This window comes from Vibrio sp. 2033 (genome assembly GCF_033339735.1).
Genome location: NZ_JAWOVC010000003.1, coordinates 174,267 through 199,701 on the forward strand (window position 1 = coordinate 174,267; position 25,435 = coordinate 199,701).

Below are 25,435 nucleotides of genomic sequence, written 5' to 3' on the forward strand. Positions count from 1 at the left end.
CCCCAAGTTAACACGAGCGCAACAATGTTACTATTGTAGCGCTCGTGAAGTTAGAGTTCGAACTCTGATTAAAATATTTCTGGGGTGGATACTACATCAAACGTAGTTCATAAATGCCTAGTCGTTGAGAGCGGTCAAGCATATCGAACTCATGATCAACGTATTCTTTTAATGTGGCGCCTGCACGCTCAGCAATATTGATGCTAGCGATGTTATCTTCCATACAATGGAACTGAATGAATTGTGCGTGCCCTTTCTTCTTCAAGAAAGGGATCAATACTGCGAGTACTTGATCAATCACACGATGGCCTCGCCCATTGTTGGCAAGCCAGTAGCCAATTTCAGTAACACGTGTATGTGAATCCACACCTTTAATGCCAATAACACCCGTAAGTTGCTCATCAAAATAAATTGCGCACCAGTGGGAATCCAGCGCGTTACTGTTCACTCGCTGGGAAATGTAGTTAACGGCCTCTCTATGATTCGTGACAGAATCCGTCCAAGGTAGATAGCCCTCAAGGCTCTCTCGGTGAGTGTTCACAACCTCTAGTAAAGCGGACGCGTGTTTCGTGTTGAGGGGCTCAATTGAGACCCTTTGCGAGACGGAAAAACGCTTCTGTAAGTGATTTCCTTGATACGTCTCTTGGCATGTGACTTCATCCATAGATGTTATTCCTTTTTATTGTGAACGCTCAGCGCAAATCCTAACGCTTCATTTTATGAGAACAAACCTCTCTATAAAAACTAATCAAAGCCGTTGCCGTTCATTTAGCCCTTTTGATCGATCAGCGTAAATGGCGTTAGTGATGCCACATCTACATAATGTTTCCATACATGTTCATAGAGGTGATGCTGATTGGCAAACGGAGCCAGCTGCTTAGCTTCTTCAAGCGTACACCAGCGATACTCTGTATGCTCTTCGTTAAGAACAACTGATTGGTTAGGCGGACAAAATAGCACAAAACATGGGATAACCATGATACGGTTATTTTTTGCTTCGTAGAACTGCTCTAGAAAGTCTGCTGTATGTAACTCAACTTGGTCAATTAGTGTCTCTTCTTTTAACTCTCTTAAAATGGTTTGCCACCCGGCTTCACCCGCTTCGATACCACCTGCAACATGGCACCAATAGCCACCTTTTACGCGTTTGAGTAACAGCATTTTTTCTATGCCATCAATTTTTGAAATGACAACGCCTGAAACATGCGTTGCTTTTATCGGGATCATGTAAGCTCCTTAAATATCGAGTTTTTATTGTTACGCTGAAGAGAGGCAGATTAATTGCTACGTATTCTACTGTTTATTCATCTTGTCGACAGAAGTGTTTGAGTTGAGAGAATTTAATCACTAACTAAGTATGCTAAAGTGAGATCTGTCGCAACAAATGAGCAGTAAAATGTCCAATTCATTCAACACTATGATTCCCATCGGTGTGCGCTTTATGGTGCTTTCCGCGTTCGGCTTTGCTCTGATGTCAGCTACAGTAAAGCACGTCGGCAACTACGGCATCCCCGTTTTTGAAATCGTTGCAGCAAGAGCGCTCGTTTCACTTATCATTAGTTATTTCGATGTAAAGCGAAAACGAATTTCTGTATGGGGCTATAATAAGCCATTACTATTTGCACGCGGTGCTGTGGGTACGATGGCTCTGATGTGTGTATATTATTCAGTGACCACCTTACCTTTGGCAGAAGCGACGATATTCCAGTATATTCATCCGGTATTTACTGCACTACTCGCCGTATTTTTCTTGAAAGAGCGCATCCAGCCGTCAACTTTCCTTTGTATTGCGTTGTGCTTACTCGGCATCTATATCATGGTAAGCCCAGAAACGGGGCAAGGCTCAGATAGCGCTTTACCAATGTTTAGCGTCATGATTGCGATCTTAGGCGCATTTGGTAGCTCAATTGCCTACGTCATTGTCAGAAAACTGAGTCAGACAGAAGACAGCTCAGTGATCATTTTCTATTTCCCGTTGGTTGCTCTCCCCGCTTCACTCTTACTGATTGGCGACGATTTTGTAATGCCCGATCTATATCTGACTTTCATGTTGGTTCTAGTTGGTGTCTTTACCCAAATTGGGCAATTGGGGTTAACCAAAGCGATGCAAACTCAACAAGCGGGTAAAGCCTCCGCTTATTCGTATATCCAGATCGTATTTTCTGTGTTGTTGGGCATCATTTTCTTTGGCGAGGTTCCGATCATTTGGACGTACGTCGGTGGCGGTCTGATTGTTACAGGCGCATTAATTAATGCGTTTGGTCATCACTTACGGTTACCTTTTATTAAGCGCAACGCTTGATATACCTCGCCAGAACCGTAAACACGACATTTAGAAAAACAGCCAGAGTGACTCTGGCTGTTTTGTGTTTAGCCTAACGTTAAGCTGATATTTTTAACCCTGCGATACCAGCGACAATCATTAGCAAGCTTAAGGCTTTGATAAGTGTTGCTGGCTCATTGAACAGATAAATACTCACGACTGCCGTGCCTATTGCGCCAATCCCTACCCATACTCCATAAGCAATGCCTAAAGGCAAGGTTCTTAACGCAATGCCAAGCAACCAAAAGCTCAATAACATAAAGACAATAGTGAATGCCGAAGCACCGAATTTGGTAAACCCTTGTGAATATTTAAGACCGACAGCCCATGCGATTTCACACAAGCCCGCAATGAAGAGAATTCCCCAAGCCATGTCACATTTCCCAACGAGATGGGGTCGTCCCCGAGAAAAGATAGAGCGGTGAGGTCGTCCTCACTTCTGATTGACTGCTTATTATATACGGAAATCTAAACATAAAAAATAAAACACGGCGATAAGCATACAACTCAAACATCTCATGCACGCTTAAATTCTACGCTTTTCTTTTTAACGGTGGCGGACTCTCTATTTCGCATCAATAACGACACCGTTTTTTAACAATTTACATATAACCTTCTGGTGTTGAAAGTGTTGCATTTATTGCACAAATCACACAAAAACTAATTGAACATGTAAATATGAAAACGTTTGTGTGACTAATATCGCTTAAAACAATGACTGATGACTTTAATATTCAGCCGAATTAATTATAAGGTATGACGTACCCATGAAAGCAATCAAAACCTCTATCGCTGTCCTTGTTGGCGCCGCTCTACTATCTGGATGTAATGACGATACTGAATACGTCAATGTTCAGCCTAAAGAAGTAAAAATAGCGACTTACAACCTCTCTTTTGACCGCGCTACCTTCGAAACTTTGGTAGATGAAATGCAAATTAAACCAACGCAGCAAACTGCGTTGGTCACCTCTTATTTAGACGGTTCAATCGCAGCCGAAGACAAAACCACTGCGGAAAAAGTCATTCAAATTCGTAACGTTGCAGCAATCATTCAAAAGAATCGTCCTGATGTTCTTATGATGGCGGAATACAACAACGACGGAACAGGTGAAAACAAAGCAGCCATTGAAGGATTCCAGAAGAACTACTTGTCTGTCGCGCAAAGTATCGATGGCGCGGGCGGTGAAGCAAACCTTGAGCCTATTGAATACCCTTATGCTGAATCTTATTCAACCAATACAGGGTTGTTGAGTGAGTTTGATCTCGACAACAACGGAACCGCAGGTCAAATGCCAGGTGATGCATGGGGCTTTGGCATGTACCATGGTCAATATGCATTTGCCCTTATGTCTAAGTATAAAATTGACACGGCAAACACACGTACATTCCAAGCATTTAAATGGAAAGATATGGAAGGTGCGAAAATTCCAACCATTACTATCTGTGACGGTTCGCAAAAGATTCCAGACGGCATGAAGTGTGGTGATGAATGGTACTCAGCGGAAGAGTGGGATCAAGTGCGTCTATCTTCGAAAAATCACGTCGACGCGCCAATCATCATTCCAACACGCAACGGCGAGGAAGTTGTACACTTGTTGATGTCTCATCCTACTCCACCAGTATTCGACACCGGTAAAAACAAAGCGCAAAACGCAGCAGAAGTGGAGTTTTGGCATCATTACATTCAAGGCAAAGACTATTTTTACGACGATGCGGGTAAAACAGGTGGCTTAACGAACGGCGCTAAATTCGTAATGATGGGTGATCAAAACCTTGATCCAGTGGCTGGTGACGGTATTAGCTCTGTAATGCAAGAGCTGCACAACGATCCATTGGTTAACCAAACCGTGATGAATGGTGAGCTTTACCCAACAAGCTTTGGTGCAGCTGAACACGCTGTTGACCGCAGTTCAACTCACCCATATCCGAATCGCATCACTTCAACGTTTGGCTTAGGGGTAGACTATGCCTTGCCTTCAGCAAATTTGAATGTAATAGACTCTGGTGTGTACTGGTCAGCGTCTTATGAAGAGGGCCGTAAACTATTTAACGATGCACGTATCGGTAAGTATGGTGATGGTAAGGATGTATCTTCCGACCATCGCATGATCTGGATTAAAGCACAGTTCTAGACTGCATAAAAAAAAGCCAACCACAAGGAGTCGTGATTGGCTGTATATATTTGTGAACAAGATGGTTCACTAACAACGTCAGTTGGCTAGGTGACCCTCGGCTTAGAAAGGGTCACTCATACTAAAGCATGAGGCGTGCCAACTTTTCAGCGCACAAAAACAGGTTGTTATTTAATCACTTTCATTAAAACTTAACCAATAGCTACTGTTTGCTCACAGAATAAATTGCAATTTGCAAACTACCATTGGCATTTCGCAATAAACCTGATCTTTAGCTCTTGCTTTTATTGCTTCCTAGCTAAGTCGCGTGCAAGGATTAACGCAAGTCCGAATACTTGCAAGAAGAGTCCGATATTCTTGTACCAAGCGATCTTTTCATCCTGCTTTGCCATTACCTCATTGAGCTCTACATTCTCAATGTAGTAATTATCGATGCGGTCTCTATACGAAGCTTGTGCCTGATTTATCTTTGACATTAGTTGAGGAAGTTGATCAATTTTTATTTCATCCGACTCGTTATGAACCCAAGAAGATAAATGCCCTGCTAATACCTCTTCTAGCTCTAAAGGTATCGCTACGCTCTGACTTATGTGCACATGCAGCAGTAAAGCTTCTCTTTTCCTTTCTAGGGTTTCCACACTGTTCCATGCGAGTTGGATGGAATACAAGTTTTCTGCTGTTTGCTCTGCGAGCTGCGAGTGCTGTTTACCCAACTTATCAAGGACTAAGCTAGTAACGATGATCGCGCCAATATTCAGTACTAATCCAATCAGAACGAGTACCCAAGGTGGTGGAATGTAACGTCGCAGACTTACCATAACTTATCGTATGGCAGGTAAATCATATTTAACACAACCAATGAAAGTATCACCAGAAATGTCACCTGCATCCCTCTAATGCGTTTTTTCAAGTCTTTTTTCAATATGCCTTTAGCATGAATAACTCGACCAATTACAAAAATAATACCGGTGAGATGTATCCATGTTGGGTAAGCACTATTGAATTCTAAAAGTGCCATTAAAATCAGGGTGATGGGGATATATTCTGTCGCATTACTCTGGGCACTACGAGCAATTTGTAGAGCCTCTACCCCACCATCTGCATAAGCAATTTGATTTAAGCGACGTTGCTTAATTACTTGAACAGCCAACCAAATAATGAGTATTGCGAGAATGTTGGCATACAGAGCTGTGATCATATGTCGTCCTTCTTGATCTGGTTTTCACTTATATAAGCGTGTCACTTGGCTATAACTATAGCGGTATCATTATGATAATGCGTCAAATAATCTCAAGTTATGATTTCTACTCGGAAAAAAGCGAAAGCCAATGCTTCATGACATTAAAAATGCCCTCGAATGGAGGGCATAAGAATAAAGAAGCTAATATGTGAGAATATTGAAACCACTATAAGGGGTGTTTGACCAGCTTTTTGCGCCGATGCCCTTTGATAATACTTTCAAAAATTGTGAACAACAGCCCTGCCCAAATAAATGCAAAGGTCACCGCTTTCACTTCGTCAAACAACTCGCCAAAAAACATAACTGCCAACACAAACTGCAAGCTTGGTTCGATGTATTGCATTAGACCGACGGTTGATAAATTAGTTATACGTATTGCGATAGAATAAAATACGAGCGGTAAAAGTGTGATAGGTGCACTGCCAAAATACAAAAGCAATGTTGTGGTATCTGTGCCCGAAGCCAGTTCACCAGTTGCCCATTGTTTATAGAGCAAATATGCGAGTGCAACTGGAGTCAGTAACAACGCCTCAACAAACAAGGTTGTACTCCAGTCATAATTTATCTTCTTCTTGTACAGCCCATACAAAGCAAAGAACAACCCCATCGTTAGTGCGATAACGGGTAGCTGACCATAGTGAATCACTTGATACATAACACCAATTGTTGCCAGCACGATTGCAATAAGTTTGCCTTTTGAGAGCTTATCCCCAAGAATAAATACGCCCAGTGCAACAGATACTAATGGTCCAATAAAGAAGCCTAAGCTGGCATCGATGACCCGATGATGGGTCAAAGCCCAAGTGAACGCACTCCAAGAAATACACATCAAACTGCTCGCCACAAACGTGTACCACAAGGATTTTTTATCAAGCCAGATTTCTTTCCAATTCAGCCCTCGACGGGTTATCCCAAGTACAATTAGAAACCCGACAGGTACAGACCCAATGATTCGCCATGCTAGCAACTCATCCATAGAAGCATTTGGTAAATAACGATAATAAATTGGTAGCAATCCCCAGATCACAAAGGAGAATGCTGCCATAAAAGTGCCATAACGAGTGTTATTCATAAAACTATCGCCCATCTAAACGACCAATTTGGCGTAAGTAAACAAGTCCGCCATACATAAAAAGGAATGCAATCCCGCAGTGACTTTATGATGCAGATGGCATTATTGGCTCAACGCTTGTACGACGGCGGTAAAGCCACTCACAAAACACAACATAAGTGCCCCAAACCGAATCTTTTCTTTTGGTAACGACTGGGTAGTTTTCATTGCTAGCCAGTAACCAAGCGCCGCAGCAGGTAATAGAGGAATAGTAATGACCAAATGATGCAATGTGAAGAAGCCCACTGGGATTTGTACTATTAGTGAAATAATCGAACTGAAAACAAAAAAAGCCGATAAGTTGCCGCGTAACTGATTTGCTTCTTGATGCTGCAACAATAACGCCATCGGAGGGCCTCCAATCGCAGAACTGGTACCAAACAACCCAGAAAAGAAACCAGCACATGTCATACGCGAAGGCGTAGGCTCAACCCGAAACGGTAAAACACTCACCAAGACTGCAAACAGCACCAACAAACCAATCCAAAGCGTGAGAGTTTGTGTAGATACAAAAAAGAGTAGCAAGCCACCAGCAATTGATCCCGGCACTCGCCCAATCAACGCCATCTTTAAGCCGCCGATTTCAACACTACTGCGGTGCTTCATCGCATTCATCAACGAAATAAATAACGCGACTAAACAGATTGGCGCAGGAACATATTCTGGCGCCCAAAGAATCAGTAAAGGTGCGGCAACAATAGCCAAGCCAAAACCGATTGCGGTCTGGACATAAGAGCCAAGAAATATCAAACCTATTGCAAGGAAGTTTATCGAATCGAATTCCATTTAGATTATTCTTATATTTGAAAAATAAACACAAAACCAAAGCACATTCACATGACGAATACCTCAGGCATACTGCGATATGAATTCCGCGTAGCATTCATCAAAGTGAATAAAAAGACAATCCATTTGTGCGGTTCGCCCTCATTTGCATTTTGTATTTCATTCCGCTGATGTACATGTTTGCTTACATCGAAGAGGATTCATGCTCGCCTGTTCACGCAGCATTTCTTCAGCGGAATTAATGACCTCTTAAAATCTAGCAGAATTAGATCCGTGAATTCTCCATTGCATTTAATGGATTCAGTCAATTAGTGCGGCGTCGGTATAGCACTTTACAACTCACCTCCTTATACTACTGATCGATTTGTCATTACCGTACTTATTTACACAATAAACAAGTGTACGGTCAGTGTTTTTCTACCTTTAACTTGCTGTGAAAATAATATGAAAAAACAAACGGGATTTACTCTAATAGAGTTAGTCGTAGTTATTGTCGTGCTCGGTATTCTTGCTGTCACTGCCGCGCCACGCTTTTTAAACCTTCAAAGTGATGCACGTGAAGCTCGTTTGGAAGGAATGAAAGGCGCTATTGCGTCAGCATTAGGCGTCGGTTATGGGAAAATGGCGATTGCGGGATTGGAAAGCAAGCCTTACGTTTCAAACTTCGTAGACAGTGCTTTAATGGCAGATTTACCATTTGACGGCTGTAATATTGGTGGTTCAAAGCGCTGTGTTTTTTTATATGGATATCCTGATTCTGATAGCGAATCGATGAAGTTACTCGTGCAAGGACTGAACGAAGAAGACTCGGATTGGAAAACATTTCATCACCCGGCTGGTTCAACAACTCGCGAAATGGTCATTGCTGCAGCCGACGAAAAAAGAGCTAGCCTTACACAATGCGGAATTTTATATGGGCCACCGCAGACTCCAAACGAGAGTTACACCTTAGATATTCTTCCCTGCCCTCAATAAAAATAAGGCTGCCAATCGGCAGTCTTATTTGTTTCATCTGATCGGTTTTTTACGCAAAGTTAAACACGTATTTATCCATCATATTCACCATGCGGCCAATCTCTGGCTTGGTAATCGTATCATTTGCGCCAAGAGATAGTGCTTTCGCTCGGTTATCCTCACTCATCAATGACGAGAACATAATGATCGGCATTTCATGAAACGCTTCGGTATCTCGTAGTCTCTTCACTAAGTGCATACCATCCATTCGAGGCATTTCTACGTCCGTAACCACCGCATCTAATAGCTCTTTAACTGGCAAGTTTTCTTCTTTCGCGACCTCGATCAAGCTCATCAACTTCTCATGCGCCTCACCACCGTCTTTACATGTGATCACATTGTAACCTGAAGAAGCTAATGTATCTTGGATCAAAGAGCGAATAAATGCTGAGTCATCCACCACCATGATCGTTTTAGCATTACGCTTACCGACCATTCTCTGGTTGAGATCCACCGACTTGTCCCCTTTCACATCGTATTTTTCCATACTCAGTTCTGGGTTGATGTCTGCGATGATTTTTTCAAAGTCGAGAATCATGATCAGGTTGCCTTCTTTACGGACAACGGCTACTACACAATCTTGTTCGCCCGCTTCCAAAAACTGACTTGGTGATTCCACATCATTCCAAGAGATACGATGAATACGCGAAATGCTGTCAATTAAGAAGCCATTGGTCATTTTGTTGAAATCCGTAACGATTACAAACTTGCGCTCCAGATCTTGTCGTGTTGGCACACCTAACCAACCAGCTAAATCCACTAAAGGCGTCAGTACATCTCTGGATGAGAACACACCAATCATATGAGGTTGTGCGTTTGGATAATCGGTTGTTTCTGGCACGCGAATCACTTCTCGTACTTTCGCAACGTTAATGCCGTAATAACAAGTTTTTGTGCTGCCATCTGGCAATGTTTTTTCTAAATGAAACTCGATGATTTCAAGCTCATTGGTACCACTTTCTGTCAAAATGGTGCTGGTTACGTTACTCATAAAGCCAATTATCCAACCAAAAATACGCATCAGAAAAAGTTTGATGCAAACGCCATGAGAAGCCATTCTCTGGCTAAAAATCCAAAAGTCCTTTTTAGTCGTTACAACAAAATTTGTAAACCATCAAAAGGACGGCTAACGCACATTTCCATACCAAACCATGTAAAATTGTCTCATTTTTGAACACGACATTATGAGTGGCCAAAGTGCGAATTAACACCTCCACTTTTAGCGGCAGAGTCAATGAAAAGTTTAGAAATAATTTGAAGTGATGTTCAGCGTCAATAGCCAAACCTATCTAACAGATATCAGTACAAAGTTGGCTACCGTGATCATGCCTGGTGTAGAACAAGCTCTCTTCAAGTGGCTTGGTATAAAACTGCGCTTGCTAACACGGGTTTAAATCGAAGCGCTAGAAACATCACAAGAAAATCTGAAGGCATAGAACACTTTCAGTTTGTTAGTTTTCTGTCAGCGTAAGTTTTAAGCAATCATCCTATCACTAGGTATTTCAATACCTGACATCGCTATTCCCATAATCAAGACACTGATTTTCACTTTTGGAAAGAGTCATTTTCCTTCCTCTTAGCAAGGTTTTTCCTACAATCCTATTCATCCAATTGCGCTGTCGCCTGACAGCACACTAGTTGATGTATTAGGTGAGGTTCACTTTGAATAATGTTCTTATTATCGACGCTCAACCATTGTATAGCGAAGCACTTGCTTCTCTAGTTGAATCTGTAATCAACGCAGCTGAAGTGATTCAAACCACTGACAGTGCGGAAGTGATGGATCTTGTCCGAGGCCAAAAGATTGATTTGATTATTTTAGACGTAGTGCTTGGCGACCGCGATGGTATGCGTTTAGCCAAAAACATTTTAGCGACAGGATATCGTGGCCGACTGTTATTTGTTTCTTCACGTGACTACTCGAGTCTTTCTAAAGCAGCGTACGAAATGGGCGCAAATGGCTTCTTAAGCAAACATGAAACAAGAGAGACCATTATTGACGCAATTGTGAGTGTTTCACGCGGTTACTCAATGTTTAAGTCGACTCACACACCATCGTCGGGTAACGTAACACTTTCAAATCGCGAAGCCATGGTGTTCCATTATCTTGTACAAGGCTACTCAAATAAGAAGATTTCTGAACAACTTTCACTCAGCGCTAAAACAATCAGCACCTACAAAACGCGTATTCTGAAAAAGTACCATGCGGACACGTTGATTGAACTTCTGCATACTATTCCTCAGTCAGAAAACATTGAGTTTTGCCGCTAAGCGCTCATGTATTTTGCAATAGCACCGATTAACAACTGGTGCATTGCATCATGTCTTAAGCTTTGCTTCACCTGTACAACCACTTTTGGCCAGCCATCTGGGTAAAAATGCTCTGGCACTCTTATAAATTTATATCCATCAATTGGCGCCTGATATTCAAGTAACACGGTTGCGGCGCTTTTTTGCTTAATTAGCTTCAATACGCTGCTTACGTTGTCTAGAGCCGCAATACGGTTGATGACCATACCGTGGCTTTCCATTGCACGCTTAACGAGCTGCTCTTTCTCTTTCCAACCGATAATCTCTAACATGATAAAGGGAAGTTTGGCCGCTTCTTCCAGGGTGGTAATTCCCAGCTCTTCAGGAACAACTACCACAGCAGGCGCATAGCCAATGAACTTTTGATAAACAGATTTCGGAACATCCTCGTTGAAGTAATGTAACTGCGCATCCACTTTGCCTAGGATTATCTCTTCTATCGTATACTCTGTAATCGTTGCTATCGAAATGTGCGCCTTGGGAAACAGCGCCATTAAATCCATTGCAAGTAAATGCCCAAATGAGTATTGAGCGGTTTGCGGTAAACAAATGGTGATGTCTTTTTCGTAGTTTTCCGGTTCAAACTCATCTCTAATTAGACAAGTTTCAAGCTTCTCGAGTGCATCGGAAATTTTAGGTAATTGACGTTTTAAATAGTCCGTCGGTTCCATGTGGTGAGGATGCCGAATAAACAATTCATCGTTTAGCTGGAGTCGCAATCGGGCAAGGTATTTGCTAATTGACGCTTCGCTCTTCCCCATCGCTTTCGCAACGGGCTTGAGCTGACGGTGCTTATCCAGTAAGACAAGTATTTTAAGTAAGTTTAAGTCGAGATCTTTGTTCACGTGCGACACCAGATGTAAGGTCGATAATAAATAGAGCAATCACTATTTGTTGACTGCTCTAATATAAAAGACCACTCATTCTGTTTGGTCAAATTAATCAAACAGTTATGTCATGGTTATGTTCCGTAACTTGGCATTTAGTCAATACCAGACCTGCTTAATGGGACTTTTGTCTGTGTTTTTTCATCTCATAGAGATCTTCATCTGCACGTACAATAACGTCCTGAAGCGTTTCGTGTAACTCATTCGCCGCGATACCAGTACTCACACTAACTTCGATATCCAAGGTCTTTAGTCGGTTATCTTTAACGACACTACGAAGCTTCTTCGCCAATATTGAAGATTGGCTGATACTGCAACCTGGCAGAATCGCAACAAACTCATCACCACCAGTTCGAACTAGATAATCACTATTTCGAAACACTTTAGACATAGCATCAGCAATAATCCCAATAACTTCGTCCCCTACATGGTGACCGTAATGGTCATTGATTCGCTTGATCCTATCGCCATCTATTGCAATGACGGAATATGGCGCGGTTTCCAAACGACGTTTGAATTCGCTATCTTGAAAGACTCTGCGGTTAAACAATCCCGTTAAATCATCTTTCGTCACGTTCGTCAGTGCTTTCGCGAGGCGAAGTTTGCTCTCTTTAGATTCATAAGCTTTGTTGTAATACGCTAAGGTTACGAAAAAGAAGATGATAAACAAGAACACGTAATCCAATACAATTTTACTGAATGGGTACATGTAAACGATAAGATTGTTGTTGTCTGCGACATATGATTGGGTGTACGCGAATGATGGAAAGGGGTAGCCAGCGAAATAAATCACCATTTGTTTGTTCCCATTCGCTATTTGAACATCCACCGCTTTCCCATCATTGTAAAGCGGCGAGAGGTACAATTGTTCCGAGAACTCCCCCACTAACTCACCTTGAAAGTAAACCGGACTCATGATGCTTATCGCCATGTCATCGGAGTATGTCGTTTTAAATGGTAGGGAAAACAATACCCGGTCCGTCAGTTGCTCTTTCCACGCAGCTAACACACAAGAATAATTACTTTTACACCAATCAACATCAAATGTGGCTTTCACTCCCTCTAACGCTTCAATCGGTCTCTCTAAGATGAGTTTGTTTCCAGTATAAGAACGAAAATACATAACGGCATTTTGTCGATTGAACGCATTTGATAAATACGCTTCAGCCTGATGAAGCGATTTCCGTGCAACAGATTCAACGTAATTGAGTTTTTCATAAGGTGACAGGGAGTAAATCGCATCTCGAAAGCTCAGCTCTGTTTGCGCTTCTACTTCACTCACGCTCATGCCTTTGTATTGCTCGAGCTGCGCTTCCGTCAATAAACCCATGAGAATCACTTTTTGTTTTATTTTGGCTAAATTATTCGCGTAAGTGTTGAACTGCTTTACTTCATAAGAAATTAACACCGCACCAATCATTGTGACAGAAGTGACGAATAGTAATGTTGCGATGAAAAGAGACAACGCGATACTTTTAAGTGTCATGATGCGGTCTTACGCCCCCGCCACTCTTGTTAGCTCAACAATGTTCTTTACGTTAAATTTATCCAATAGACGACGTTTGTATGTGCTGACTGTTTTGTCACTTATTGATAGCACTGAAGCGATTTCTCGATTGGACTTTCCTTGTAATAAATACTTCATTACTGCGCTTTCTCTGCTTGAAAGTTGTGGCATTTCTCGAACGCTATTAACAACTTGCTTAAATTTGAAGAAGGTATACCCCTTCTCTACCGCTTCTATCGCGTCTTTAAGAATGTCGTGATTTTCCGATTTACACACATAGCCATCAGCGCCAGAACGAAAAGCCATTTGGCTGTACATTTGGCTAGTTTCAGCGGAGAAGAAAATGACTTTGCCTTCATAACCATGGGATTTGATACGTTTGTAGAAATCAAACCCATCGCAATCTGCCAAGTTCACATCTAAGATCAACAGTTGAATTTCTTCCTTTTTCAATATTTGTAATGCCATCTTCGCTGATGTTGCAGTAAATACCCCATTTGTTTTTCCTAACTCTTCCAACAACGACTTGATTGCAACACAAACGAGAGGATGATCGTCAAAGATCAAGTAATTCAATTTATTCATATCTTTCATTTAGTATGGTTATGGCTTCTAGTGGCATGGGTTTATCAATGTAGAAGCCTTGGCAAAGATCAATCCCATACTCACGTATCGCTTGCAGTGTGACTTCGTCTTCAATACCTTCCGCGACCAGTCGTATATTCAAACTTTTCGCTAACGCGCAAATAGCAACAACGATGTTGCGTTTTTTGATGTCGCATTCGACACCTTGTACAAACGAACGATCGATTTTTAACTCGTTGAATGGCAGTTGAGCCAGTTTTTCAAACGTTGATGAACCCGTGCCAAAATCATCTATTGAGACAGTGACACCGTTCATCCTCAACTTGAGTAAATTCTTGTACAGGGACGCGCTAGTCTGAAATGTATCTCGCTCTGTAATTTCAATGGTGATTTGTGATGGGTCAATCTCGCTCTCTAAACATTGCTGTAAAAAGTAATGAGAGAACGCCGTATCTTCTAAATTTTCATGGTCTACATTGATGGATACGTTTTGCGTCAATCCGCGGTGTTTCATGTCATAGATAACATTACTCAATACAGCTTGAAACAACTCTCCTGAAAGGCGGCAACGCTCTACAATTGGCAAAAAATAATGAGGGGGTAACACACCATAAATAGGATGATTCCAACGCGCGAGCGCTTCATACCCAAGCACTTCCCCACTTTGCACATCGACTAAAGGCTGGTAATAATTTTTCACGCGCCCTTCAGCCAGAGCAAACAGGAATTCTTGATCTTCCACTTCAATCGGTTGAGCAAAGCTGGCTTGTTTCGCTTTTTCATCTCTTATTTTACCCAACAAATCAACGACTTCATTTTCATCGTATGGCTTGGGCAGCTTCCCTAATACTTCAAAGCTAAATCCCTCGCACATGGCTCTTACCGCAGAAATAATGGTCAATTCCATTGCACTGACCAGTACAACTTGCCCCTGGTACTGGACTTTATCGAGCATTTCCATCATATCGATGCCGTCTTTTCCGGGCATTTGGATATCACAAAAAATCACGTCAAAATATTGTTCCTGCACACTCTGAATAGCGGCATCCACACAGTTAAAAGGGACGACTTGCGCGCAATAGCGATCCAATATTTGCGTAAGTATTGTGGTTTGTAGCGGATGGTCATCAATCACCATCACATTAAATTGTGTATTCATTTGTCTCTACCCAATAGTTTATGTTTTCGATCTCCTGCTCGATTCGTAAAATTAGCTCCGCTGTTCGCTTGTCAAACTCCGCAGCAGTAACTCGTTCTGCCTCAATGCAAAGCTCAGTCAGCATGCTTACCCCTATCGCCCCAACCGCTCCTTTGATGCCATGAATGACCCGTTTTTTGTCTCGCTCAGTCGATGCGGCGTTTAAGTTTTTTATATCTGTAGACATTGATTGACTAAACACGCGCGCAATCTCTTTTGCGTCCTGTGCTTTGAACCGTTTAATCCAGCCGGGCAGCCTACCCCTCTCTTTTTCGCCAATAAATGGAATCAAAACGGTTTTTAATTGATTAAGGTCATAGGGCTTGTAGAGCACATCATCAATGCCGATATCCTGTGTGCGCTCAATGGCAAGACGAGCATCTTCTGCTGTCACACCGATGATTGGAATTGCTTTAAATTCGGAGTTTTTCACGTGCCTAACAAGCTCATAGCCATCCATTTCTGGCATATGAAAATCGGTCAGCAGCAACACAACGTTTTCATCTTGGTTGATGTATTCCCATGCTTCGCGGCCGTTGTTCACAATGACAGGTTCGATTCCAAGTTCATGAAGCTGCATTGCTATCACACTTTGGTTAATGGGATTATCTTCTGCGACCAGTACCGTGCCGAGAACCCAAGAAACCACTTCTTGATTTACGTCACTAAGCTTGGTTTCTTGCTGCGTTTGGCTGAGCAAATTGAACAATGTATCTGGATATTGAATCTCTCTTAGCGTAAGACTGCCAAGTACCCTTTGTTCGTCACGTAGCATTAGGCCATTAAAACTGGCATCGCTGTCGTGTGTAGGGTGAAGGTTCGCCACCATTGTTTTTAACGTCGCTGGACGCATTTTCCACGCGTCACACCACTGGCGAACATTAAGTGGTAAGCTCTCGCTATACGTCCAGTTCAAACAAACGTCTGGCTCAGAGTCGCAATGCTCAATTGGCAGTTTGACGGTAATCGTCGTGCCCAAGCCAAATTGTGAATCGATGCAGAGCACGCCGCCCATGCAGTCGATCAATCGGTCAACAATGCTTAGCCCCAATCCAGTACCGCCATATTTACGCGTAATAGTGTCATCCGCTTGAACAAAAGGATTGAGAATGCCTTCGAGTTGGTCATCCGTCATGCCGATACCTGAATCTGCCACTTTCAAGATAAGCTGCTTTTCATGAAGAATGACACTGATTCCAACCTCGCCTTCCGCAGTGAATTTCACCGCATTGGAGAGTAGATTGGTGGTAATTTGCACCAATCGCAGCGCGTCGATTTCAATGAAAGCATTCGAAAATGGTTTGATTGTCACTTTGTAATCCAAACCTTTCGCGAGCGCTCGTGGTTCAAAGCTTCGAAACACATCGCACAAGGTTTTAAGCAAGTCGCTCTTAACTGGGGCGACGGTTAAGTGCCCTGCCTCTAACTTTGAATAATCCAGTACTTCGTCTACTAACGTATTCAAATGATTGAGCGAGCGTATGGCTTGGGCAATTAACTCGCGATTTGAATCTGCCGTCACTTGGTGATTTAGCAAATCGAGGATGCCGTGTGCTGCCGACAATGGCGTTCTTAATTCGTGACTCATGGTTGCCAAAAAGTTTTCGCGCGCACGTACCGCGGTTTGCGCTTCTTTTTGCGCATCGATTAACGCCTGTTCACGTTCTTTTTGCTGGGTAATATCTTGAATCACAGTCAGTACAAACTTGTTCTTACCGCTAGGAGAAGCGATGACTTTGCGTTCTCGATATACATGTTTAATATCAAGTTCACAGCCCGACGAGGCAACCTCTTCTGAAATACGCTTTCCAGCAATAACAGTGGTCAGTTCATCAAAATTATTCACCAGAGGAACGTGCGCAGAATCACTTTTCAAACTACATTGTTGGCACTGTTTACTGTTGTAGTTCGCACAATTGCTCATCTCCATATGGTTATTTTCACTATGGATAAAAACCAAGCTATTGATCTCTTTGATGATGTCCATCAGCCATTGCTTTTCCGCTTCCTCATTGTCAGCATTAAATTCGGCTAACCTCACTTTAAGTCGCATGTGAGATAAGATGAAATACGCCGCAATCAACATGAGACAGAATATGAATGAACCAGCAACAACAAATGTAGCGATCTGCTCCGCGTCATAGCCATAAGTCAGTTTGAAGCTTCGGTGAGAACGCAGCAGTTTTTCGATCTCGTTAGAATCAATGGTTTCGATGATGCTGTTCAACATGTGTTGCAGTTGTGTATTGTGGTTTGCAACCGCAAATGCATTAGAGAACGTCAAAACGTCCTCCGCATTGATCACCAAGTCATCGACTTGATCTTGTGCAATCATGTTGTGAACGATGTCGTCAGGAATATAAGCCACATCCAAAACGCCCGATTTCAAATCGGTAAGCAGCTTCTTCAAATCATTATAATGATCAACTTGGCCTTGCTGCAAAGTGCCCAAATGAACTAACCCTTGCTTTTTCAAAGTGAGCAGAATACCCGCTTCTTTCAGTGCAGATTTATCGCGCTTGCTCTGCTCCGCTTGGATAGCCACGTAATTACTGTGCATGAATGGTTTAGTGAACAACCAATCTGACTTAGGTAGCTCACCCACATAAGAAACGGGGACTATATCGGCATCAAATGCCGTTAATCCATTAGAAAGGCTCGACGTCGGTTTCACATACTTAAAGCTCAAGCCAGTACGAGACTGCAATAAGTCGATGAAGTCTGGAAAGAAACCGTCTAGCTCGCCCGTTTGCGAATCTCGGTATAGAAACGGATAAGCTTCGTCACTGCTGCTGTAAGTTATCACTAGTTTGTTTTGATGATTACGTCGGTAATCTACCAATAACTTATCACTGATATGGTAAGGATTTTTCGAGGCGACGGAGCGAATGTTTTTTCCATTTTGCTCCCACTGAAGGATTTTGTTGATGTCATCGATCAGACTCTGTTTGTCCAACGAAGCGATAAAACTCACCTCTTCGTTTTTCAACCAACTGGGAATATCGACAACCCCTTTTACAATGTCATTCAAATCCAAATATTGGGTAATACCAACGTAAGTGTAAATCAGCGCGTTCGCTTTACCTCGCTTAACTTCATTAAACGCCTCTAAACGTGTTTTAACGTAATGTATCTTATCGATACCGCGTTCAGTGAGGTTGTCACAATACACACTGCCCTCAACACACACCCATTTAAGATCACGCGCATCACTATCTCGGTAAGTGGCATTCCGATACCAAACAGCGATAGTGCTCGAAAAGAAAGGCATCGAAAACAAGAAACGCTTTTCTCTTGCTGCTGTTTTACTAAATCCAACCGCACCATCAATCTTCTTGCTTTCGACATCCGCAAGTAAAGACGGAATATGCTTGTAAGTCCGAAGTTCTAACTCATAATCCAAAGCTTTAGTAATGTTAGACAAATACTCAAGACTAATTCCGTACGAAGGACCAACGCTACCGTCAAACGAGTCTTTAGCTTCGTCTTGCGCAATAACACCAACGATGACCTTCGGTTTAGGACTCTGTTTGGCAGTTGAGCAAAAAGAACTCGCTAAAAAAATTAAGGCGACGGACGATACCGTAATACTTCTAAGAATACTGAGCATGACTGCTTCCTCTGAATGGAAGCTCAGACTAGTTTTTGTCAGATAAAAGTCAAACTTCGCTCAATAGCGAAATAAAAATAAAGCTTTGATATAAAATCAAAAAACCAAAATCCGTCAGAACAATCTGACAACACAATCCACCTTTGACTACACAGCGTTTGCGTTCGGTCTCTCACCCAGACGGATATTCACTGCGAGTCGGTATATATAAGAGATGTGTGCTTTTAGGTTTGCACGCCATAGCTTTTTACTTTCATCTTGAATGATTCATCATCATTCCATGATAAACTGACGTATTAACATGAAAGAAAGCTCAACTCCGCGGTTTCGAGCAGCTTGAAGTAAACACAGTTTTAGAAAATGCGTTCTAGTATTGTATTACTCAAGATTCACATTGCTACTTTACAACCGCTGGAGCATTAGAAAAATTAAGGTATTAAATTCAAATGGTTAATAACTCAATCCAGTGGTTTCCTGGCCACATGCACAAAGCACGTAAAGAGATCGAAGAAGCAATCCCTCAAGTGGATGTGATCATCGAAGTACTGGATGCTCGTATTCCTTTCAGTAGTGAAAACCCTTTGATTTCTCAAATCCGTGGTGACAAACCTGTCGTTAAAGTTTTGAACAAACGTGATTTGGCCGATCCAGAATTAACTCAACTGTGGATTGAGCACTTGGAACAAGAGCAACATGTAAAAGCAATGGCGATCACGACTTCTGAACCACAAGAAGTGCATCGAATCATGGAGCTTTGCCGCAAACTTGCCCCACACCGAGAAGAAATTGGTAAAAACATTCGCACCATGATCATGGGCATCCCAAACGTTGGAAAGTCGACGATCATTAACACCCTCGCAGGTCGAACAATCGCTGTAACAGGTAACCAACCCGCGGTTACACGTCGTCAACAACGTATCAATCTGCAAAATGGCATCGTATTATCTGATACTCCAGGAATTTTATGGCCAAAAGTGGAAAATCCACACAGTGGCTTCCGCCTTGCGGCTACTGGCGCGGTAAAAGATACAGCGATGGAATATGACGAAGTCGCATTCTATACCATTGAATACCTAGCAGCTCATTATGCAGATAAGCTTAAAGAGCGTTATCAAATTGAAGAGCTTCCAGAATCAGATATCGAGATCATGGAAGAAATTGGTCGTCGCCGCGGTGCACTACGTGCAGGTGGACGTGTTGACTTGCACAAAGTATCAGAGATCTTATTGCACGAACTTCGTCAAGGCACTTTGGGCCAAATTACATTAGAACGCCCAGAAATGATCACTCAAGAGCTGATTGAAGTCGAGATTGAAACCGCCCGTAAAGAAGAAGAGAAAGCGAAGCGTAAAGAAGAGCGTCGTAAGCGCTATTTACGTAATAAGCGATAAGCTTGTCTCTTATCTACTCATGTTTCAAGGCGCGATTTTCGCGCCTTTTTTGTTATCTAATGCGCCCATTTTTTTCACTTTTCAAACTTTATATTCCTCATCCAAAATCCCAGATATGAAGCACGAAAAAACACCGCAAAATCGCCGTATAAACTTTAAGCACAAACTAGTTTAGACCCCGGGCCCCTATAGAGTTACAGCCACCATCCAACCCTCAAATGTCGAGTTTGCAAGGGTCTGCAAACTTATGCAACCTGGTTAGTGACACTCTCCCCAAAATCCGCAATATGAATAAGTGTCAGCGCTGGCGTTTTTCCATATGAAGAAGAGATTTATTATGAGTGAAACTATACAAAGCAAACCACTTCCCTCCTTTATCGAGGAACGCCTAGATTTTTATATTCAAGATCTAATCGAACCGAATGAGAACAAAAAACACCTTGTTCTTGGTAAACGCCCACCGTGTAATGCCGTTGTCCTGCAAAGCAATGATTACCTTGCACTGTCTCATAACAAGGAGATTCAAAACGCGCATCGTGATGCGATTTCCCAGCACGATGACAACGTCGTGATGTCCGCGATTTTCTTACAAGATGATGAATCGAAACCTGCATTTGAAACGCAACTAGCCAGTTTCGTTGGTATGCCTAGTTGTCTACTTTCTCAATCTGGTTGGGCTGCGAATGTCGGTTTATTGCAGACTATTTGTGCACCGAACATACCTGTGTACATTGATTTCTTTGCACATATGTCTTTGTGGGAAGGCGCACGTATTGCCGGAGCACAAATTCATCCGTTCATGCATAACAACACCAGTCACCTAAGAAAACAGATTTCACGTCACGGTTCAGGGATCATTGTTGTGGATTCGGTTTACAGCACTATCGGGACCATCGCTCCTCTACGTGATATCTACGAAATAGCACAGGAGTTTGACTGCGGCCTGGTTGTAGATGAATCACACTCTTTAGGTACACACGGTCCACAAGGTGCGGGGATACTGCAGGGTCTTGGCTTAACTCATAAGGTAGATTTTATTACCGTTAGTCTTGCCAAGACATTTGCTTATCGTGCTGGCGCGATTTTAGGCCCAGAAAAACTGTCGAAGACGCTTCCGTTTGTGGCGTACCCTGCAATATTTAGCTCTACCGTATTACCGCAAGAGATCATTCGGCTAGAGAAAACACTGGACGTTATAAGAAAATCAGATGATAAGCGAGACATTCTGTTTGAAAGAGCCAAGTCTTTAGCCGTTGGTTTAAAACGCATTGGATTTACTATTCGCAGTGAATCACAAATTATCGCATTAGAATGCGGCAACGAGAGAAACACTGAGCGAGTCCGCGACTTTCTCGAAGAGCGAAATGTTTACGGCGCAGTGTTTTGCCGCCCTGCAACTGGAAGGAACAAAAACATCATTCGTTTTTCAGTCAATGCAGACATGACTGCTGCTGAAGTTGATCATGTACTCACTGTCTGCCAACAAGCATTTGCACACCCTGACTTAGAGTTTGTATAAGTTAGTGTGTAGATAAAACTAAAGAGCTCAACAGTTTTGCTGAGCTCTTTATTCGTGTTATTCGTTGTGAGCAACTCGCCTCAAGAAAACAAGTCGCGAATGATTAGATCCAGTTTGCGATTTTATCGAACAAGCGATTTTTATCCGCCGGTTTTACGATGAAGTCAGACATACCCGAAGACCCAATTTTGTCCAACGTGACAGGTGAACTATCCCCTGTATGTGCAATAATAGGTACCGACGCATAGTTTTTATCCGAGCTTCGAATTCGCCTAGACGCTTCTACACCATCCATAATTGGCATTTCGATATCCATCAGAATGAGATCAACATCTTCTTGCTCTAGTGTATCCAGAGCCTGCTGCCCGTCTTCTTTCTGAATCACTTCAAAGCCTTGCTTTTCAAGTAACATTGCCGTGAATTTACGCAAAGATTCATTATCATCCACGACCATAATTGTGCGCTTATTTGAATTATCTAACGTCACCGAGGCCGTTGGTGTCGATACATAGCTTGAATCATATAAGAGACGCTCAACCGTTGGTTTAGTATTCAATAACCAGGCTTGCGTTTCGATCCAAATAGGTTCATATGCAGCCTTGCGTGCTCTCTGAGTCGGATGATGCTCAAAAAGATAAACGATGCGTGCTTCAGTGAAAGACAAGAGAGATTCTAATCTATCCAATTGGTTTGCTCTTGAATCTAAGCTCTCAAGATCGATAAAAATCAGATCGAATTCGAACTCGTACTCTTTCTTTTTGAGTACTTGGTTGGCATCTAAAATCGTCGAGTCAAAGCCCATAAAACGGCTAATATCTGTTACTTTAGACACCAAGATATCTTGGCTAGTCACCGTTAGAATGGTTTTGAGTTTAGTCAGATCGTTTTTGATTTCAGTAACGGTATCAGATGTCGTTAGTGGGAAAGTTAATGTAAATTGAGACCACTCCCCTAACTGAGATTGACACTCAATGTTCCCCCCAAATGAACGCATGACTTTTTTACAAAACGGTAGACCCAAACCATAACTTCCTGATTTGCCAGTGGTGTAAAAGTCTTGAAAGATATTGCGTAGAACATCAGGAGCAATGCCAGCACCATTATCGGTTACAACAATTTGATTAAAGCGTTCTGAACTTATCATGGATACATGTATGTGAAAATCTTCAGATTTACGGTGATGGAAGGCATTCTTGAAGAGGTTATACATAACGTATTTAAGTAACGTATCACTACCTAGAAACTCAAACTCACTTCTCGCATCCAGCAATATGGCAAATCGATCAGTGGCACGTTTATAACTGAAGCTTTCAATTGCCTGTTCAACGACCGAGTGAACTGAATATTTTTTGAAGCTAGAACGAGAAACTCGATTTTCATCAATCGAAGTTAGCAATAAATCGATGGTTTCATTACCCGATTGGATAATGTTCATTGCATCCTGACTCACTTCACGTAATAAGGTGACATCCTCTACACTCATGACGTACTGCTCTTTTCCTGCCTCTTTCATGTTGGGCAAGATCGACTGGATAACATCTATTGAAGTGCAAAGCCCACTCAACGGGTTACGCATTTCATGTGCAATCCCTGCCCCGAATGATTTTGCCAGCGAGACTTTCGCTTCATGTTCAACTTGGTTACGAAAATAGAACAAATTACCGAAGACATAAATAAACAGAAAGATTGGCACATGAGTCCAATCCATGGTCAAGTCAAGATGGAACCCTTTTGCAACCCAAGCGAAGAATGTTGCTAAACCTATCCCAGCAAAGGTTTGAGCAAACATGACCCTAGTAACATGAACCAGTAAAATGTGTAAGAAAATTGCAGACATAAACGACATAACCCATACATTGGACCAGTCATTCATCAGTAACATATAAAAAAAGAAAAACGGTAAGCACAGCGTTATCGTCACTTGGTAGTAAATAGGAACATAATCTCTCCAAGTCGATGATAAGCGGTTTCTAAAAATGATGCCGAAAAACAATAACGAGCAAAACAATCTAAGAGGTAAATTTTCATAAGCCTGTGGAAAGGCAAACTCCCAGACAAAGTAGTACAGCGGAAAGCCAAGAAACCCCATCCAGCCAACGAGAGTTAGGTTTGGTTCTGCATATTGATAAACCTTACGTATCGAGTCCATATAATCTGTTTTGCTTACTCCGCCTGACGCACAACAATGTGATTTTGATTCACTTTTATCATTTTATTATTAACTAATTATATATTAATCATCATTTATAAGCAGCGCGAAATGACGTAAACAGCTCGCAATACTTATCTTTAGTTTCAATCTTTTAAGACAGCTGCACTTGATTTACAACCAAATAAACAAAGTTGCATATAGTTTAGTGTAATTTTGCGATAATCGCTCTGTATCCAATTGGATGTTAATCTCATTTTGTTCTAGAAACTTAAGTCGCGCCTTTGGCACGACTTTCCAACGATTCAAAACAGCACTCACCGCATATAGCGCGGTGACAAACAATTGGCTTGGGGTGTGTCATGAATTTTTTCCAGATAAAAAATGTCATTTTTGATGTAGGTAATGTATTGGTACGCTGGTCTCCAGTAGAAATCGTTCGCTTAACATTTGGTGGTTCCGTAGAGTCAGAGAAAATGGCTCAGATGCTATTTTCATCACAAATCTGGAAAGATTTAAATAAAGGGACGATCTCCGAAAGGGAAGCAAAACAGCGTTATCAACATGAACACCAAGTAACAACGGAAGAAATGGACCGCTTCTTTTATTATGTAAAACACACTCAAATATTACTTTACGGCAGTATAGAGCTGTTAAAACGAGTAAAAAGAGCCGGATATGGCGTATATGCGCTCACAGACAACATCAACGAAATTGTGGAACATCTTCGTACTACCTATGAGTTTTGGCCACTGTTTGATGGAGCAATCATCTCTTCTGAAGTTCAATTACTAAAACCACAAGCGGAGATCTACCAAACTCTACTTTCAAAGTATCAGCTTAACCCCGAAGAGACAGTATTTCTTGATGACATGCCTTACAATGTTGAAGGTGCCCGAGCAGTTGGCATGGCTGCTATTCAGTTTGAAAATGCTCAGCAATGTGAGCTCGAACTAAAAGCCATGGGGGTTAACTTCTAGAAAGCTTTTAATAAAACATAACGTTAGGGTGCATAAACAAAAAAGAGCAGTGTTGAGACTGCTCTTATCTAGTGTTTTAGAACGCTAGGTTAGGAGTAAATCACGTTTTCCTCAATCCCACTAACTAATGACTGGGCGTTCTTCCAACGGAATACTTTTTCTAACACCTCTTTGCCATCAGGTGCGCGCCAAGTTCGCTCTTGATCCTCTTGTCCACCAATGTGGCGATAGAATTCAATCGCAGAAATGTTTTGCGACACAACTTCTAAATAAAGACCTGTGTCTTTAAAGTACTGCTGTTGCCATTCGGCGACAGCAAGTAATAGCTGCTTACCAATCCCACGACCACGGTAACTGTCATCAACATGCAATGCATCAATAAAGGTTCCACGCTCGAAATCATGGTTGCCGAACACACAAACAAAGCCAAGTAGCAAACCTCCCTCCTCCGCCAAGACAATGTGCTGATTGAATGGTGGGTTGGTCAAACGGGTTTGCCAAATCAGTAGTTTGTCGTCAATCGCTTCTTTCTCAAGATAGTTATCACTAAGAATGCCACGGTAATGACGCTTCCAGCTATCCGCATGAAGATGCGCAATGCGCTCGTAGTCCTTATATTCCGCTAATCGTAAATCCATTACGTATTCCTATTTTCTTACATTTTTGCTTCTTTATAGAGTCTCGGTATATTCC

At 42.1% G+C, this 25,435-nt stretch carries 22 protein-coding genes; 7 read left to right on the forward strand and 15 right to left on the reverse strand.

Going from position 1 to position 25,435, the window contains the following annotated elements; translation table 11 throughout:
- Window positions 1–91: 91 nt before the first annotated feature.
- Window positions 92–664: a GNAT family N-acetyltransferase gene (locus R7P74_RS06485; protein ID WP_031781379.1), complete on the reverse strand. Its 573-nt coding sequence runs from the start codon at window positions 662–664 to the stop codon at window positions 92–94.
- Between the two features lie 104 nt (window positions 665–768).
- Window positions 769–1,227: an NUDIX hydrolase gene (locus R7P74_RS06490; protein ID WP_005376504.1), complete on the reverse strand. Its 459-nt coding sequence runs from the start codon at window positions 1,225–1,227 to the stop codon at window positions 769–771.
- Between the two features lie 169 nt (window positions 1,228–1,396).
- Here R7P74_RS06490 and R7P74_RS06495 point away from each other — a divergent pair, with 169 nt between their 5' ends.
- Entirely contained in the window at window positions 1,397–2,302 is a 906-nt protein-coding gene (locus R7P74_RS06495; protein ID WP_031781380.1) for a DMT family transporter, read from the forward strand.
- 79 nt (window positions 2,303–2,381) lie between these two features.
- Here the strand turns inward: R7P74_RS06495 and R7P74_RS06500 are convergent, their stop codons facing one another.
- Window positions 2,382–2,696, reverse strand: a complete 315-nt coding sequence (locus R7P74_RS06500; protein ID WP_005376506.1) for a DMT family transporter — start codon at window positions 2,694–2,696, stop codon at window positions 2,382–2,384.
- A gap of 394 nt (window positions 2,697–3,090) precedes the next feature.
- On the opposite strand from R7P74_RS06500, the gene R7P74_RS06505 reads away from it, so the two are divergent.
- Window positions 3,091–4,455, forward strand: coding sequence for an endonuclease/exonuclease/phosphatase family protein (locus tag R7P74_RS06505; RefSeq protein WP_005390044.1), 1,365 nt, complete (start codon window positions 3,091–3,093; stop codon window positions 4,453–4,455).
- Window positions 4,456–4,739: 284 nt separating this feature from the next.
- Here R7P74_RS06505 and R7P74_RS06510 read toward each other — a convergent pair whose 3' ends face one another.
- From R7P74_RS06510 to R7P74_RS06525, 4 genes are all read right to left on the reverse strand, one after another.
- The gene (locus tag R7P74_RS06510; protein ID WP_017635341.1) at window positions 4,740–5,273 is read right to left on the reverse strand and encodes a hypothetical protein; all 534 of its coding nucleotides are present in this window, start codon (window positions 5,271–5,273) and stop codon (window positions 4,740–4,742) included.
- Window positions 5,267–5,653 carry an MAPEG family protein gene (locus tag R7P74_RS06515; protein ID WP_005376510.1) on the reverse strand — a complete coding sequence of 129 codons (387 nt, stop codon included), beginning with the start codon at window positions 5,651–5,653 and terminating at the stop codon, window positions 5,267–5,269. The genes R7P74_RS06510 and R7P74_RS06515 overlap by 7 nt, the downstream gene beginning before the upstream one ends.
- Window positions 5,654–5,861: 208 nt before the next feature.
- Complete coding sequence (rarD, locus tag R7P74_RS06520) at window positions 5,862–6,767, reverse strand: EamA family transporter RarD (protein WP_031781381.1); 906 nt, start codon at window positions 6,765–6,767, stop codon at window positions 5,862–5,864.
- Window positions 6,768–6,869: 102 nt separating this feature from the next.
- On the reverse strand, window positions 6,870–7,592 hold the full coding sequence (locus R7P74_RS06525; RefSeq protein ID WP_005390054.1) for a sulfite exporter TauE/SafE family protein: 723 nt from the start codon (window positions 7,590–7,592) through the stop codon (window positions 6,870–6,872).
- Window positions 7,593–8,036: 444 nt separating this feature from the next.
- On the opposite strand from R7P74_RS06525, the gene R7P74_RS06530 reads away from it, so the two are divergent.
- Entirely contained in the window at window positions 8,037–8,567 is a 531-nt protein-coding gene (locus R7P74_RS06530; RefSeq protein WP_005376513.1) for a prepilin-type N-terminal cleavage/methylation domain-containing protein, read from the forward strand.
- 49 nt (window positions 8,568–8,616) lie between these two features.
- Here R7P74_RS06530 and R7P74_RS06535 read toward each other — a convergent pair whose 3' ends face one another.
- Entirely contained in the window at window positions 8,617–9,597 is a 981-nt protein-coding gene (locus R7P74_RS06535; RefSeq protein WP_025998672.1) for a chemotaxis protein, read from the reverse strand.
- A 671-nt stretch (window positions 9,598–10,268) separates the two neighbouring features.
- Here R7P74_RS06535 and R7P74_RS06540 point away from each other — a divergent pair.
- On the forward strand, window positions 10,269–10,877 hold the full coding sequence (locus R7P74_RS06540) for a response regulator transcription factor (RefSeq protein ID WP_017821556.1): 609 nt from the start codon (window positions 10,269–10,271) through the stop codon (window positions 10,875–10,877).
- On the opposite strand, the gene R7P74_RS06545 is transcribed toward R7P74_RS06540, so the two are convergent.
- The 5 genes from R7P74_RS06545 to R7P74_RS06565 all read right to left on the reverse strand — a co-directional run bounded on the left by R7P74_RS06545 (window position 10,874) and on the right by R7P74_RS06565 (window position 18,703).
- On the reverse strand, window positions 10,874–11,761 hold the full coding sequence (locus R7P74_RS06545; protein WP_017635345.1) for a LysR family transcriptional regulator: 888 nt from the start codon (window positions 11,759–11,761) through the stop codon (window positions 10,874–10,876). The genes R7P74_RS06540 and R7P74_RS06545 overlap by 4 nt on opposite strands.
- Before the next feature lie 157 nt (window positions 11,762–11,918).
- Complete coding sequence (locus R7P74_RS06550) at window positions 11,919–13,289, reverse strand: GGDEF domain-containing protein (RefSeq protein ID WP_005390063.1); 1,371 nt, start codon at window positions 13,287–13,289, stop codon at window positions 11,919–11,921.
- Between the two features lie 9 nt (window positions 13,290–13,298).
- Window positions 13,299–13,895 carry a response regulator transcription factor gene (locus tag R7P74_RS06555; protein WP_017635347.1) on the reverse strand — a complete coding sequence of 199 codons (597 nt, stop codon included), beginning with the start codon at window positions 13,893–13,895 and terminating at the stop codon, window positions 13,299–13,301.
- Window positions 13,888–15,054, reverse strand: a complete 1,167-nt coding sequence (locus R7P74_RS06560; RefSeq protein WP_005387483.1) for an EAL domain-containing response regulator — start codon at window positions 15,052–15,054, stop codon at window positions 13,888–13,890. Before R7P74_RS06560 ends, R7P74_RS06555 begins: the two co-directional genes overlap by 8 nt.
- Window positions 15,038–18,703, reverse strand: coding sequence for an ATP-binding protein (locus tag R7P74_RS06565; protein WP_318122761.1), 3,666 nt, complete (start codon window positions 18,701–18,703; stop codon window positions 15,038–15,040). Before R7P74_RS06565 ends, R7P74_RS06560 begins: the two co-directional genes overlap by 17 nt.
- Window positions 18,704–19,149: 446 nt before the next feature.
- Between R7P74_RS06565 and ylqF the strand changes: the two genes are divergently transcribed.
- Window positions 19,150–20,094, forward strand: coding sequence for a ribosome biogenesis GTPase YlqF (ylqF, locus tag R7P74_RS06570; RefSeq protein ID WP_005376521.1), 945 nt, complete (start codon window positions 19,150–19,152; stop codon window positions 20,092–20,094).
- A 337-nt stretch (window positions 20,095–20,431) separates the two neighbouring features.
- Window positions 20,432–21,613: an alpha-hydroxyketone-type quorum-sensing autoinducer synthase gene (gene cqsA / locus R7P74_RS06575; RefSeq protein ID WP_151515634.1), complete on the forward strand. Its 1,182-nt coding sequence runs from the start codon at window positions 20,432–20,434 to the stop codon at window positions 21,611–21,613.
- Between the two features lie 103 nt (window positions 21,614–21,716).
- On the opposite strand, the gene R7P74_RS06580 is transcribed toward cqsA, so the two are convergent.
- A complete protein-coding gene (locus R7P74_RS06580) occupies window positions 21,717–23,762 on the reverse strand; it encodes a hybrid sensor histidine kinase/response regulator (protein ID WP_318122762.1) in 2,046 nt (681 codons plus the stop codon).
- Window positions 23,763–24,124: 362 nt separating this feature from the next.
- On the opposite strand from R7P74_RS06580, the gene R7P74_RS06585 reads away from it, so the two are divergent.
- Window positions 24,125–24,742 (forward strand): HAD family hydrolase, encoded by a 618-nt coding sequence (locus R7P74_RS06585; RefSeq protein WP_225473033.1) that lies wholly within the window; start codon window positions 24,125–24,127, stop codon window positions 24,740–24,742.
- Window positions 24,743–24,831: 89 nt separating this feature from the next.
- On the opposite strand, the gene R7P74_RS06590 is transcribed toward R7P74_RS06585, so the two are convergent.
- On the reverse strand, window positions 24,832–25,380 hold the full coding sequence (locus tag R7P74_RS06590) for a GNAT family N-acetyltransferase (protein WP_005376525.1): 549 nt from the start codon (window positions 25,378–25,380) through the stop codon (window positions 24,832–24,834).
- Window positions 25,381–25,435: the final 55 nt, after the last annotated feature.